The organism is Actinomadura luteofluorescens (assembly GCF_013409365.1).
In the GTDB taxonomy this organism is placed as follows: domain Bacteria; phylum Actinomycetota; class Actinomycetes; order Streptosporangiales; family Streptosporangiaceae; genus Spirillospora; species Spirillospora luteofluorescens.
Genome location: NZ_JACCBA010000001.1, coordinates 3,172,420 through 3,185,454, shown reverse-complemented (window position 1 = coordinate 3,185,454; position 13,035 = coordinate 3,172,420). Strand labels below are relative to the sequence as shown.

The window sequence follows — 13,035 nt, the reverse complement described above, 5'->3', positions numbered from 1 at the left end:
ACGGGTCAGGTGCGGGTCCAGGCGGCTAGGCCTTCTTCGGTCAGGAGGAGGTCGAAGGCGGCGTCCGCGGCGCCGGTCAGGGGGCCCTGCGGGCCGAGCGTCGAGGGCAGGATGGGCGGCGGTGCCGCGCGGCGGTAGCGCATCAGGGCGGCCGTGTAGCCGGTTTCGAGGGCCGCGGGCGCCGTCGCGGCCAGGTCGGTGGCCAGGCCGGAGAGCGTGACGACCCCGGGGTCGAGGGCGTTGGCGAGGGCGCCGATGCCCCGTCCCAGCGCGTGCGCGGCGGCGCCGGCGGCCGAGCGGGCCGCCGGGTCGGAGGCCGCGGCGGCGATCACGTGCCCGGCCGCCGTGCGCGGGTCGCGGGGTGCGGGACGGCCGAGCGCGCGGGCCATGGCGCGGCCGTCGACCTCCAGGTCCCAGCAGCCGCGGGCGCCGCAGGGGCAGTGCAGCGAGGGGTCGCCGAACGGCATGTGGCCGAACTCGCCGCCCGCGCCGGTGGCGCCGTCCACCGGCCGTCCGTCCACGACGAGGATGCCGCCCACCCCCACCTCGACCGTCAGGTGCAGCACGACCCGAGTTCCCGCGCCCGCCCCGCGTCTCGCCTCCGCCAGCCCGGCGAGCGAGGCGTCGTTGCCGACGAGCAGCGGGATCCCGGGCGGCCGGAGCGGGTCGAGGTCCACGTCGCGCCAGCCCATGCCCGACGCCTGGACGACCGTGGTCGCGCTGACCGTTCCCGCGACGCAGGCGGACACGGCGCGGAGCCGGTGGCCGTAGCGGGCGTGCAGGACCGACACGCGGTGGCCGAGCGTCCCGAGGACGTCCGGGGTGCCGGAGTGGCCGCCGGTCTCCTGCGTGACGACGCGACCGCCCAGCTCGACGCAGGCCACACGCCACCGCTCGTGGCTGATGTCCACGACGCACACCAGCGGGCCGTCCCTGTGGGGCACGAGCGCCGGTGAGGGGCGGCCGCGCCCGCCGGTCAGGGCGGCGGCCTCCTCGTCGATCAGCCGGGACGCCTTCAACCGGCTCGTGATCTCGGTGGCGGACCCGCTGCTCATCCCCAGCGCCCGGGCCGCGTCCGCGCGTTTCGCGGACGGGTGCGCGTGGACGTGGCGGAGCACGGCCAGCGCCCCCTGGCTGCGCAGGGCGCGCGCGGAGTGCGCGGTCATCGGCTCCATGGGTGACATCCTGGCGTGCCCGACTTATCCTCGCCCTACGAGTTTAATAGGGGAGGCGCGATGAAGCCCGCCGACACGGGTCCGGACACCGGGCGGACAGGGGAGACACTCGGGCTCTACGCCGCCTTCGGATGCCTCGGCTACCTGCTCACCGCGCTCGGCGCGATCCTGCCCCAACTGCGGGAGGAGCGCGGCCTGCCCCGCGCCGAGGCCGCCCTCTATCCGTCCGCCTTCGCCCTCGGGCTGGTGATCGTTGGTCTGGTCGGGCACCGCCTGGCGGCCCGGCTCGGGCGCTACGCGATCCCGGCGGCCCTGACCGCCCTCGTCGGCGGCGCCGCCCTCCTGGCCTCCGCGGGCGGACGCCTCGGAACGGCCGCCGGCGCCCTGGTCCTCGGCCTCGGCGGAGCGGGCCTCGTCCAACTCGTCCCGGCGGCCCTGCGCGCCGCGCACCGGGGAGATGGAACGATCCAAATCGGCGAGGCCAACGCGGTCTCCAGCGCCGCGTCCGTCCTCTCCCCGATCCTCATCGGCGCCGCACTGGCCCACGGCCTCGGCTGGCGCCCCGCCTTCACCACCCCACCCCTCCTGGCAGCCGCCATCCTCCTCATCTTCCTCACCCGCCCACCCCGCCACCGCCCCGCCCAACCCACCCAAACCCCCGCTCCTCCCACCCCCAGTTCTCCCAGCGCCGGTTCTCCCAGCGCCGGTTCTCCCAGCGCCGGTTCTCCCAGCGCTGCCCCTGCCAGCGCTGCCCCTGCCAGCGCTGCCCCTGCCAGCGCTGCCCCTGCCAGCGCTGCCCCTGCCAGCGCTGCCCCTGCCAGCGCTGCCCCTGCCAGCGCTGCCGCTCCCGCCGGTGCCGCTCCCGGCGCTACCGCTCCCGGTGGTGCCGTTCCCGGTGGTCCCGCTCCCGGCGCTACCCCTTCCGGTGGTGCCGTTCCCGGTGGTGCTGCTCCCACCGCTGCCTCTTCCAGCGCCGCCGCTCCCGCCGGTGCTGCTCCCGGGTCGGTGGGTGTGGAGGTCGGTGGTGGGGTGGGGTTCTGGGGGCGGTGGGGGGATCTCGTGTTGGCGGTGGGGGTGGAGTTCTGTCTGGTCTTCTGGGCGGCGGACTTCCTTGGGAGTGTCAAGGGGCTGGGGGCGGGGGGTGCGGCGACGCTGTCGGCGGGGTTCGTGCTCGGGATGGCCGTCGGGCGGGCGGCGGCGGGGCCGGTCGTGCGGCGCGGGGGGCGGCCGGACCGGCTGCTCGCCCTCGCGGCGGCCGTCGGGATCGGGGGGTTCGTGGTGCTGTGGGCGTCGCCCGCGCCGGTCGCGGTCGCCGGGCTCGTGGTGACCGGGCTCGGGGTGGCGCTGCTGTATCCGGTGATCCTGGGGCAGGCGCTCGCCGCGCGGCCGTCCGAGCCGGCGTGGGCCGCGGCGCGGTGCGCGCTCGCGTCCGGGGTGGCGATCGGCGTCGCCCCGCTCGTGCTCGGGGCGCTCGCCGACCTGACCACCCTGCGCGCCGCCGTGCTCGTAGCGCCCGCCCTGCTGCTGGTGCTGCTGGCCCGCTGCGGGCGGCGGCTCAGAACGGGATCGGCGTCGTGACCATGCCCGCGTGGGTGAGGATCGTCCCGGCGTCGTCCACCGGCGGGTGGATCTTGTCCATGATCCAGCGCTTGACCCACTTGCCCTCCGCGCCGTGCAGCGCGACGAGCCGGTCCCAGCCGCGCGTGTAGACGGCGCCGGCCGCGCCGAGGTCGACGTCGGTGACGTAGGGGGCCGGGGCGAAGTCGATCAGCGGGACGCCGAGGAGGTCGGCCGCGGCGTTGTGCCCGGCCGTCTTGCCCATCGGGGTCGCGTGCTGGCAGCTCTGCATCGTCAGGCGCCCCTCCTCGGCGCGGGCGGCGGCGACGTCCCCGGCCGCGAAGACGGCGTCGTGGGCGCGCAGGTGCGCGCCGACCTTCAGGCGGCCCAGGTGGTCGCGCTCCCCGGGGATCTGGGACGTGAGCGGGTTCGCTTCCAGGCCCGCCGTCCACACGACGGCGTCCGCCGGGATCGCGGTGCCGTCGGCCAGCATCGCGCCGCCCTCGGTGACCTCCGTGACCGTCGTGCCGAGGCGGCACTCGACGCCCAGCCTCTCCAGCGCCACCTCGATCACCGGCCGCGGGCCGGGACCGAGGTCGGGGGCGATCTCCCCGGCCCTCTCGACCAGCACGACCCGCCCGCGCCCGGCCAGCTCCGCGGCGATCTCCAGCCCGGCGAAGCCCGCGCCGACCACGACCGTCGTGCCGTCGCGGCCGCGCAGGTGGCCGCGCAGCCGCAGGGCGCCCGGGAGGGTGTCCACGTCGAACATCCGCTCCGCACCCGGAATCCCCGGCCGGACGAGACGGCTCCCCGCGGCAAGGACGAGCCGGTCGTACCCGACCTTCCGCCCGTCCGCGGTGACGGTCCGCTCGTCCACGTCGATGTCCTGGACGGCCGCGCGCATGTGCTCGACGCCGACCGGCTCCAGGATCCGCTTCAGCGCGACCGTCGCCCGCTCGGGCTCCGGCTCGTACAGCCGGGGCCGCAGGACGAGATCGTCACCGGGTGCGATCAGCGTGATCCGCAGGTCCCGCGTCCCCCGGACCCGTGCGGCCGCCGCCGCGCTCCACACCCCGGCGAAACCCCCACCGACGATCACTACGTGCGCCATGTCCGTCTCCTCGTCTCGATACGCGCCAGGGAGACAAGGCAGCGCCCGCACATGTGACCGCGCGGGCTACAGATGGCGCAGCTTGTCCGGGTTCGCGATCCGGTGGAAGGCCGTCACGCGACCGTCGGCGATCTCCAGCGTGTCGACCCGGACGACGCGGCCGTCCCGGCGGGTCTCCAGGGCGAGTTCGCCGCCCACCTCGACGAGGGCGACGCGGTCGGTCCGGGACCGGGCGGCGACGCCCACCAGCAGGCGGGCGATCCGGTCCGCGCCGGTGATCGGACGGCGGGACGCGACGGCCCTGCCTCCGCCGTCGGCGACGTAGACGGCGTCGGGGTGGAGGAGCCGGACGAGGCGGTCGATGTCGCCGCCCTCGGCGGCCGCGCGGAACGCGGTGAGGACCCGCTCCCGTTCCGCGCGGCTCGCCTTCGGCCGGGCCTCGCGTGCGTCCGCCACCCGCCCGCGGGCCCGGGACGCGAGCTTGCGCGCCGCCGCCGCCGAACCCCCGAGCACCCCCGCGACCTGGGCGAACGGGACGTCGAACACGTCGTGCAGGACGAACGCCACCCGCTCTGCCGGCGTCAGCTCCTCCATCACCAGCAGCATCGCGGTGCTGACCGAGTCGTCCACGATCACCCGGTCGGCGACGTCCGGGCCGGTCAGAAGGGGTTCGGGCAGCCACGGCCCGGGGTACTCCTCGCGGCGCACCCGCGCCGACTTCAGCACGTTGTAGGCGAGCCGGGCCGCGATCGTCACGAGCCACGCGCGCGGGTCGCGGACGCCCGACCGGTCGGCGCCGCAGGCGCGGAGCCAGACGTCCTGGACGACGTCCTCCGCCTCGGCCACGCTGCCGAGCAGCCGGTACGCGGCGCCGAACACCGCCGGGCGGTTGGTCTCCCAGTCCAGGTCGTCCACGTACGGGGAGCCTACTCGTCGGCGAACGAGCAGTCGGCGGGGTTGTCCGGCGGCTGGAAGTCACCGGTCGGAATCTGCAGAGGCGCGTCCTTCACCGTGTACCCCTTGAGCCATTTCCCGAAAGGACCGGAACTGTTGGTGCTGAACGGCGCGGGCCCTGAACCCATCTGCTGGCACTGCGAGAAGACGACGCCCCAGGAGAAGCCCATCCGGTCGAACTTGTGGCCGCGCGGCGACTGGTAGAACGTCAGGTTCGCGCGCTTCTGGTTCGCCGGGATCCCGTGCTCGTCGTCCTGCCGGATTCCCGACACGACGGCGACCGGCCCGGACGCCATCACGTAGTCGACCTTGATCGAGCCCCAGTGGTGCCTGGACGGCCCGCCGGGCTCGTCCGGCGAGTAGTGGTCGAACTTCACCGTTCCGCGCGCGGCGCCCATGACCATCTTGCCGTCGACGAACTTCCACGGGCCCCCGTGGGCGTCCACGATGAACCGCCGGTACGGGTACTCGGGGTCGCCCGGGTACTTCACCCATGCGTCCCCGGTGACGTGGGACTCCTTCGGGAGCGGCGCCTTGTCCTGCGCCATCGCGCTGCCGGTGCCGACCGCTCCGGCCGCGCAGAGAACGGCCATTCCGGCGACCGCGGAACGCCTTTTCCGTGACATGTGGATTCCTCTTTTCCGCGGGTATCCCTTGCCCGCTCTCCACACGTTCTCAGCGCCCGCCCGGCCGTTCTTCCCCCGTACGGGCGATGCCGCTCGCCCGTACGGCGGAGAGTCAGCTCACTTTGCCGCGGACGTAGACCCAGGCACCGTCATGCCGCACGAACCGGCTGACCTCGTGCATTTCCCCGGGCTCCGTCCCCGTCAGGTAATGGGCGCGGAACTCCACGAGGCCCCGGTCGTCGTCCGGCCCGCCGCCCTCGGTGCGGACGATCTCCAGCCGCGTCCAGCGCGTCCCGTCCCCGAACCCGATCCGCTCCGGCCGGGTCGCCGGATGCCAGGTCGCGAGCAGGTACGCCTCGTCCTCCACCGCGAACGCGCTGAACCTCGACCGCATCAGCCGGACGGCCGTCCCGGCCGCCTCCTCACCCCGGTGCAACGGCCCGCAACAGTCCCGGTACCGGGAGCCGACCCCGCAGGGACATCGTTTCGCCACCCTCCGATTCTGCCTTGCGGGGCGGCATCCGCGCGGCGACGATGAGCGCCATGTCCGCACAGCGACCCCCCGAGATCGACACCTCCCGCCCGCATCCGGCCCGCATGTGGAACTACTGGATCGGCGGCAAGGACTACTACGAGATCGACCGGCAGGTCGGCGAGCAGGTCGCCGCGGCGTTCCCCAGCGTCGGCGACGTCGCCCGCCACTCCCGCGTGACGCTGGGCCGCATGGTCCGCCACCTCGCCGAGCGGGAGGGCGTCCGGCAGTTCCTCGACATCGGGACGGGGCTGCCCACGCACGACAACACCCATGAGGTCGCCCAGCGCGCCGCCCCCGAGTCGCGCGTCGTCTACGTGGACAATGATCCGCTGGTCCTCGTCCACGCGCGGGCGCTGCTGACCGGGCGCCCCGAAGGCAGGACGGACTACATCGAGTGCGACGTCCGCGACCCCGGCCGGATCCTGGCCGAGGCCGCCCGCACCCTCGACTTCGACCGGCCGATCGGCCTCATCCTGTTCGGCATCATGGGCAACGTCGTCGACGACGGCGAGGCGCATGCCATCGTCCGGCGGCTCCTGGACGCCCTCGTCCCGGGGAGCTTCATGGCGTTCAACGACGGCACGGGGGTCGTCGACCAGAAGGGCCGCGAAGAGGCCATCCGGATCGCCGTCGAGCAGGGCTCGACGCCCTACGTCGTCCGTACTCCCGAACAGATCGCCGAATTCTTCGCCGGCCTCGAACTGCTGGAGCCGGGAGTCGTCTCCACGTCCCGCTGGCGCCCCGAGGCCGTGCCGTTCGGCATGCCGGACACGGTTGACGCCGCCTGCGGTCTGGCCCGCAAACCCTGACCCGGCGGACGTGTCGCATCCGGCGGCCCGCCGATCGTCTAGGAGGTGAAGCCCCCAGCGATCACGGAGGAGTACGCCATGGACATCGTGGTGCCCGGCATCGAGGCCGCCCACCCCGGCCACGCGAGCTGCGACCTGCCCGGCGGGCCGCACCTGATGCCCGACCTGTACGCGACCCTGCCCGCGAACTGAGCGGCCGGCCGGAAACCGAGGAGGTGGCGCACGTGAAATACGTTCTCATGTTCGTCGAGACCGAGGAGTACGCCAGGGAACTGGCCGCCATGGCCGACGGTGAGCGGCAGGCGGCGTACGAGCGGGTTTCCGAGTGGTTCGCCCGGTATTCCGCTCAGATCAGCCACCACGCGCATCTGAAGCCCGCGCACACGGCGACCACCCTGCGCCTGGACGCCCCGGACCCGCTGATCACCGACGGCCCGTTCGTCGAGGGCAAGGAGGTCGTGAGCGGCTACGCCGAGGTCGAGGTCGCCGACCTCGACGAGGCCCTCGCCCTCGCCCGCGCCTGGCCCGCCTGCCCGGTCGTCGAGATCCGCCCGCTCACGTGACGGAGGAGGCCCACGCCGAGCTGGCCCGCGTGGTGAGGGAGCACGCGGGCCGGCTCACGGCGTCCCTCGTCCGGACGCTCGGCGACTTCGCCGCCGCCGAGGACGTCATGCAGGACGCCGTCGAGACGGCGCTGAGACGCTGGCCCGAAGAGGGCGTTCCCGATCATCCGGACGCCTGGCTCCTCACCACCGCACGGCGCCGGGGCATCGATCTGCTGCGCAGGCAGGCCAACTACCGCGACAAGCTCGCCCTGCTCCAGTGGCCGGTGCCCGCCGACCCGGGCGACCGGCTCAGACTGATCTTCACCTGCTGCCATCCCGCGCTGCCCGTGCCGGCGCAGGTCGCGCTCACCCTGCGCACCGTGTGCGGGCTGACCACGGCACAGATCGCCGCCGCCTTCCTCGTCCCCGAGGCGACGGTCACGCGGCGCGTCACCCGCGCCAAGCGCAAGATCACCGACGCGCGGATCCCGTACCGGATCCCGGCGGACGCCGAACTCGACGCGCGGATGAGGCAGGTCCTCGCCGTCGTGTACCTGCTGTTCAACGAGGGGTACCTGACCAGCGGCGGCGACCGTCCGCACGCCCGCGACCTCGCCGGCGACGCCGAATGGCTGGCCGCGAGCCTCGCCTGGCTGATGCCGCGCGAGCCCGAGGCGCTCGGCCTGCTCGCCCTCATCCGCCTCCACCAGGCCCGCGCCGGCGCCCGCTTCGACGGCGGCGGCCACCTCGTCCCGCTGCGCGACCAGGACCGCGGCGCCTGGGACCGCGAGTCCGTCGCGGAGGCCGCCGCCCTGATCGCCCGCGCCGCCGCGATGGGACGGCCCGGCCCGTACCAGCTCCAGGCCGCCATCGTCGCGTGCCATGCCGAGGCCCCCACCTGGGACGACACCGACTGGACGCAGATCCTCGTCCTGTACGACATGCTGTTGCGCATGGCGGACACGCCGATCGTCCGGCTGCACCGCGCCGTCGCCGTCCGCTATGTCCTGGGCCCGGCCGCCGCGCTGGACGCCCTCGCGCCGCTCGCCGAACCCCTCGACGGCCACCACCTGTTTCACGCCGCCCGCGCCGAACTGCTGCGCGACCTCGGCCGCCGCGTCGAGGCCCGCACCGCCGACCGCCGCGCCCTCGCCCTGGCCGGCAACCCGGCCCAGCGGGCCCTCCTGGCCGAGCGCCTCGCCTGGACGTGAGGCCCGCGGGTCCGCGATGCGCTCGCCACCCCGGGCCTCAGTCCAGCAGCAGGCCCATGTAGTACTCGTTGATCCGATGCCCCTGGACGTCCAGCGCGGCCCGCCGGAGCCCCTCCACCTGGAAACCGCAGTTCAGGTAGAGCGCCAGGGCGCGGCGATTGTGCTCCATGACGGTGAGTTCCAGACGGCGCATCCCGCGCGTCTGCGCCTCCCGCAGCGCCTCCCGCATCAGGGCCCCGCCCAGCCCCCGTCCGCCGTGGCCAGAACGCACCCCGGCCACCACGTAGCCGGTGCGGCGGGCCCTGGCGAAGGGGAGCACCGACACGTCGACGTACCCCACCGCCGCGGGTCCCTCCAGCGCCACGACCAGGTACGACAGGTCGCGGCCCTCGGCGCGGGCGGCCAGCCGCAGCTTCAGCGGTTCGAGGTCCGGTTCCCGCTCGCCGGGCTCCAGGAGCATGAACTCCGTCTCGCTGTCCAGTATGTGCTGCAATTCCACCAGAGTGGACGCATCGCCTGGACGCGCGAGCCGGATCAGCGGATCGGTATCCGTCACACCCCCAGTGTGTCAGATGTAAATGCCTGCCATTTCCAACTAAACACCACAACCACTCCCCAGATCGGCAAGAAACGAGCCCTGGACCGGTAACGACATCACCTCCCGGCCATTACCTTTCGCGGACCGTCCGCGGACGGGGGCTCGTCCAACGCCGCGGGCCCGGAATCCGGTGGATTCCGGGCCCGGTTCCGGCCTCCGGCGCGGGAGCGCGCGCGTCCTTTCGGGAGTCCGTGGGGTGGGACCGACGCGATCAGTAGTTCGGGTTGTTGGCCGTGGGGATCTGGATGCTGATCGGGAGGTTGCCCCCCGACAGGAAGAGCAGCGTCCCCAGGCGGATGATCTCGTCGAAGGCCCAGTAGACCTGCAGCAGGCCGGGGGGAGCGTCCGTGATCTTGAGCAGGCCCTCCTTGATGGCGACGAACGTCGGCCAGAAGGCCTCGAAGACCGGGTCCCACACCGGCTCGCGCGGGATCTGCAGCCAGCCGCAGATCTCGTCGCCCAGCATGTAGCGGGTGAGCGCGCCGAGGATGTGCGTGGTGAGGATGCCGCCGTCGATGGTGACGCCGAGGTGGAGCAGGATGTCGGCCAGCTTGACGCCCTCGGTGGTGGGGGCGAGGACCGGGTCGAGGACCTGCGCGGCCTGGGAGTTCGCCTCGTCCCACGAGCCCGGGATGTACTCGTCCAGGATGCCCAGCATGTGCGCGGTCAACTGCCAGGAGTGCAGGAACGCGGCGGACTCGTCGGCGGGGATCGGGACCTTCCACCTGGTGAGCTGCTTCATGACCGTGGTGGGCAGGCTGTGCCAGGTGACCATCATGTCCGCCTGGCTGATCGGGATCTGCTCGTCGGCGACCTTGGTCCAGTACGGGGACTGGGGCAGCAGGTGGCGCACGCCCGCGTGCGCCAGCCGCGTCTTGACGCAGGTGACGATCATCTCGCCGTCGGGAAGGAAGGCGTTGCGGGTGCCGATGTCGTAGCCGAGCTTGGCGGTCTTGGTGATGCGGTCCCTCATGTCCGCGCCGCCCTTGGAGTAGTAGACCGCGCGCGCCTCGTGGGGGATGACCGTGCTCATCATCCCGCTGGCGAAGCCGTAGCTGACGCCGAGGTAGGTGCCCCGCTTCTGGTTGAACTTGTACGCGGTGGCGAGCTTCGTCTGGTCGGCCCACGACGGGAGTTGCCGGGCCTTCTCGATGAACGCCTTCAGATCCGCCGGCAGCCCCGCCGGCAGCGCCTGGCCGTTCTTGGTCCAGGTCTTCAGCAGCATGTTGACCTTGGGGACGTCGCCCCGGTCGATCAGCGAGGCGACCAGCGGGTCGGCCTCCTCGTCCCAGACCCACCGCGGGTCGACGCCCTTGCCCGCGCCCACGACCGATCCCTTGGGCGACCACGTCCACAGCGGCCGGGCCTGCGCGGGCGTCGCGACGCTCAGCGCCCCGAGCGCCCCGAGCACCCCGCCCGTCATCAGCACGTTGCGCCTGCTGGGTTGTTCCATGCCTTTCCCTCCTCGGGCCGACGGCGACTCCTGGTACGATGAAACGCATCGTGCTTCTGCGTATCAGGATCTGGCATCATGAGAGCACACCGTGGCGTCCGTCACAAGACCCTTCGTGACGTACATGGACGATTCGGGCAGAATCTGTGTCTCGGGAGGGCATCGTGGAACCTGTGCTGTCGTTCCTCATGGCGTCGTCGGACTCGGGATCGTTGCTGGAGAGCGTGTACGTCGAGGCCGTCGAACAGGCCGACGAGGTGGACGAGGCCGACGAGACCCGTTCGCGCGTCCTCGACGCCGCCTACGCGCAGTTCTGCCGGATGGGCATCCAGCGCTCCACGATGGACGACGTGGCCCGCCGGGCCGGCGTCTCGCGGATCACCGTCTACCGGCGCTTCGCCACGAAGGACGCCCTGGTGGAGCAGGTGGTGCGGCGCGAGTTCCGCCGCTACTTCGACCGGTTCCTCGTCGACATCCAGCAGGCCGAGACGGCCGCCGACCGGGTGGTCCTCGGCTTCGTGAGCTCGCTGCGCGCCATCCGGGGCAACCCGCTGATCGGCGGCCTGATCGCCACGGAACCGGACCTCCTCCTGCCGTCCCTGACCGGCGACGGGGGCCGGACCCTCGCCACCGTCCGCCGCTTCGTCGCCGACCAGCTCCGCCGCGAGCAGCGCGCCGGCAACGTGTCGAGCGACCTGGACACCGACTTCGTCGCCGAGATGATGGTCCGCATCTCCGGCTCCCTCCTAGCGGTCCCCAGCCAAATCATCGACCTGGACGACGAAACCCAGCTGGCCGCCCTGGCGAACCGCTTCCTCGTCCCCATGCTGGAGCCGAGAGAGCCCCGTCTCGACCGCCCCTGACCCGTCAGATCCGGCCCTCGGGGTCCGGTCGCGGCCAGCGGATGGGGCGTCAGAGCGGACGCGCCGCGGCCGCAGTGGTCCGATTACGGGCGACGAAGTGTGGAGCGAACGCCAATCCACTGATTTGAATTCTGAGGGCGAATTTGTGACGTCTCCTTGACGTCTAACATGCATGCGCTAGCATGATCCTTGCGGCAAAAGGCCGTGAAGGAAATCAAACCATGAATGGAAGTGAGTCGCTATGGCGACTAACTTGAGCAAACAAGGCATAAGGGAGCGGGAAGCCTCTCTGGAATCGGTCCTGAACACCAAGGGGCTTTTCCAGTTCGCATCCCGGGCCGAACGGGACGCCGTGGCGTCCGCCCTCCGCGACGCGTACGACGCCGCGTGGGAGACGATCGCGCCGTTCTACGTGAGGGCCGTGCACCGCATGCTCGAAGACATTCGGGCAGCGGCCGCGGCCGGAGCGATGATCGCCTCGGTCGGCCGCGACGGCGAGAACTGCCGCATGATCGTCCTCGCCTTCGAACCGGGCCTGGACGTCATCGAGATCCCCGTCAACCGCGGCATCGTCAGGAGCGCGCTGGCGGATCTGAAGCAGAACCACGGCAGGACCTTCCCCGAGCTGGACGCCATGCTCGGAGGGATCAAGTGGAAGGCCCTGTCCCCCGAAGAGATCGCCGACGCGGCCGGGAACCTGACGGCCCTCCTGCGACGGCTCGGCCTGCCCGTGGACGAGCCCGACCCCCCGCGGGACATCATCCTGCTCGACAACGGAATGCGCGGTACGACCCGTGCGGCCCTGAAACAGATCTACTGGGCGCGCGCCAGCGGGACCTTGGTGCGCGGGCTGTACGTGTTCCGGGCGGCGGCGTACTTCGACCCGCACCCGGACGCCGACCGGGGGTACGTGTTCGACCTCGACGCGGCCGGCACCGACGGCGGCAAGAACATGCTCGTGCTGCCGGACGACCCGTGTCTGGAAGGCCTGACCTTCCGGGCGAACGACGCGCTCGTGCTGATCGAGGTCCTGACGGGCGGGCCGAAGCAGACCCCGGACCGGATCGACGCCCACGGTCACCCCGTGCAGGGGCTGATGCGTGATCGTCCACCGGCCAGGGGGATCAACCCGGTGCACCGGTCCGCCCGCTACACGGATCCTCGGGTCCGCGAAGGCGTGCTGCGCGTCGTCCGCGAGGCCATCGGGAATCACGCGCGGTTCGCGGCCCTTTGCGAACGGCGGGGCGCAGACGTCCAGGAACTGCTGCGCCCCGGCCACGAGCGAATGGTGCGGAACACTCGTGACTGGATCGTCGGAGACCTGGACGCCATGCATCCGGGGCTCCGTGAACTCGCCGTCACGTACTGCTGGCGGACCGCTCTGTGGGACGTGAGCGTCAAGCTCGCCGACGCCATCGACGCCGCCGGCCTTCCGGCCGAAAGCGCGCTGACCGTCTGGACGGAGTTCGACGCGCTGCGAGATGACGCGGCCAGGAAGGCGTTCGTCGAAAGGCTCGCCGAATCGCCGCGAGAAAGCTGATCGTGCGGCAGTCTCACGGCCAGGACTGACCCGGCCCGGCCAGGCTTAGGCCTGCCGG

The 13,035-nt window shown here is 72.5% G+C and carries 14 protein-coding genes; 7 read left to right on the top strand and 7 right to left on the bottom strand.

From position 1 onward, the window contains the following. Nucleotides 1-5: 5 nt before the first annotated feature. Nucleotides 6-1,175 (bottom strand): ROK family protein, encoded by a 1,170-nt coding sequence (locus BJY14_RS14685; RefSeq protein ID WP_218905377.1) that lies wholly within the window; start codon nt 1,173-1,175, stop codon nt 6-8. Between the two features lie 60 nt (nt 1,176-1,235). Between BJY14_RS14685 and BJY14_RS14680 the strand changes: the two genes are divergently transcribed. Next, nucleotides 1,236-2,753, top strand: coding sequence for an MFS transporter (locus BJY14_RS14680; RefSeq protein WP_179844123.1), 1,518 nt, complete (start codon nt 1,236-1,238; stop codon nt 2,751-2,753). Here BJY14_RS14680 and BJY14_RS14675 read toward each other — a convergent pair. From BJY14_RS14675 to BJY14_RS14660, 4 genes are all read right to left on the bottom strand, one after another. Next, entirely contained in the window at nt 2,731-3,843 is a 1,113-nt protein-coding gene (locus tag BJY14_RS14675) for an NAD(P)/FAD-dependent oxidoreductase (protein ID WP_179844122.1), read from the bottom strand. The two genes, BJY14_RS14680 and BJY14_RS14675, sit on opposite strands and share 23 nt — an antisense overlap. A 66-nt stretch (nt 3,844-3,909) precedes the next feature. Then, entirely contained in the window at nt 3,910-4,758 is an 849-nt protein-coding gene (gene sigJ, locus BJY14_RS14670; protein WP_312879226.1) for an RNA polymerase sigma factor SigJ, read from the bottom strand. Nucleotides 4,759-4,769: 11 nt separating this feature from the next. After that, complete coding sequence (locus BJY14_RS14665) at nt 4,770-5,423, bottom strand: hypothetical protein (protein ID WP_179844121.1); 654 nt, start codon at nt 5,421-5,423, stop codon at nt 4,770-4,772. 112 nt (nt 5,424-5,535) lie between these two features. Next, nucleotides 5,536-5,859: a YchJ family protein gene (locus BJY14_RS14660; protein WP_218905375.1), complete on the bottom strand. Its 324-nt coding sequence runs from the start codon at nt 5,857-5,859 to the stop codon at nt 5,536-5,538. Between the two features lie 107 nt (nt 5,860-5,966). On the opposite strand from BJY14_RS14660, the gene BJY14_RS14655 reads away from it, so the two are divergent. From BJY14_RS14655 to BJY14_RS14640, 4 genes are read left to right on the top strand one after another with little or no spacing between them, the layout of a single operon-like run. Continuing rightward, complete coding sequence (locus BJY14_RS14655) at nt 5,967-6,767, top strand: SAM-dependent methyltransferase (RefSeq protein WP_246395912.1); 801 nt, start codon at nt 5,967-5,969, stop codon at nt 6,765-6,767. 45 nt (nt 6,768-6,812) lie between these two features. Next, nucleotides 6,813-6,959, top strand: a complete 147-nt coding sequence (locus BJY14_RS14650) for a hypothetical protein (RefSeq protein ID WP_179844120.1) — start codon at nt 6,813-6,815, stop codon at nt 6,957-6,959. A gap of 32 nt (nt 6,960-6,991) precedes the next feature. After that, nucleotides 6,992-7,330: a YciI family protein gene (locus BJY14_RS14645; protein WP_179844119.1), complete on the top strand. Its 339-nt coding sequence runs from the start codon at nt 6,992-6,994 to the stop codon at nt 7,328-7,330. After that, entirely contained in the window at nt 7,327-8,523 is a 1,197-nt protein-coding gene (locus tag BJY14_RS14640; RefSeq protein WP_179844118.1) for an RNA polymerase sigma factor, read from the top strand. Before BJY14_RS14645 ends, BJY14_RS14640 begins: the two co-directional genes overlap by 4 nt. A gap of 37 nt (nt 8,524-8,560) precedes the next feature. Here the strand turns inward: BJY14_RS14640 and BJY14_RS14635 are convergent, their stop codons facing one another. Next, entirely contained in the window at nt 8,561-9,079 is a 519-nt protein-coding gene (locus tag BJY14_RS14635; protein ID WP_179844117.1) for a GNAT family N-acetyltransferase, read from the bottom strand. A gap of 253 nt (nt 9,080-9,332) precedes the next feature. After that, a complete protein-coding gene (locus BJY14_RS14630; protein ID WP_179844116.1) occupies nt 9,333-10,574 on the bottom strand; it encodes an oxygenase MpaB family protein in 1,242 nt (413 codons plus the stop codon). 164 nt (nt 10,575-10,738) lie between these two features. Between BJY14_RS14630 and BJY14_RS14625 the strand changes: the two genes are divergently transcribed. Both BJY14_RS14625 and BJY14_RS14620 read left to right on the top strand, forming a co-directional pair. Further along, nucleotides 10,739-11,437 carry a TetR/AcrR family transcriptional regulator gene (locus BJY14_RS14625; protein WP_312879224.1) on the top strand — a complete coding sequence of 233 codons (699 nt, stop codon included), beginning with the start codon at nt 10,739-10,741 and terminating at the stop codon, nt 11,435-11,437. 352 nt (nt 11,438-11,789) lie between these two features. Beyond that, nucleotides 11,790-12,977: a hypothetical protein gene (locus tag BJY14_RS14620; protein ID WP_179844115.1), complete on the top strand. Its 1,188-nt coding sequence runs from the start codon at nt 11,790-11,792 to the stop codon at nt 12,975-12,977. The last annotated feature ends 58 nt before the right edge of the window (nt 12,978-13,035 follow it).

Coding starts and splice junctions, on each gene's coding strand:
- BJY14_RS14685 (WP_218905377.1), bottom strand. CDS start 1,175: ATGGAGCCGATGACCGCGCACTCCGCGCGCGCCCTGCGCAGCCAGGGG.
- BJY14_RS14680 (WP_179844123.1), top strand. CDS start 1,236: ATGAAGCCCGCCGACACGGGTCCGGACACCGGGCGGACAGGGGAGACA.
- BJY14_RS14675 (WP_179844122.1), bottom strand. CDS start 3,843: ATGGCGCACGTAGTGATCGTCGGTGGGGGTTTCGCCGGGGTGTGGAGC.
- BJY14_RS14665 (WP_179844121.1), bottom strand. CDS start 5,423: ATGTCACGGAAAAGGCGTTCCGCGGTCGCCGGAATGGCCGTTCTCTGC.
- BJY14_RS14655 (WP_246395912.1), top strand. CDS start 5,967: ATGTCCGCACAGCGACCCCCCGAGATCGACACCTCCCGCCCGCATCCG.
- BJY14_RS14630 (WP_179844116.1), bottom strand. CDS start 10,574: ATGGAACAACCCAGCAGGCGCAACGTGCTGATGACGGGCGGGGTGCTC.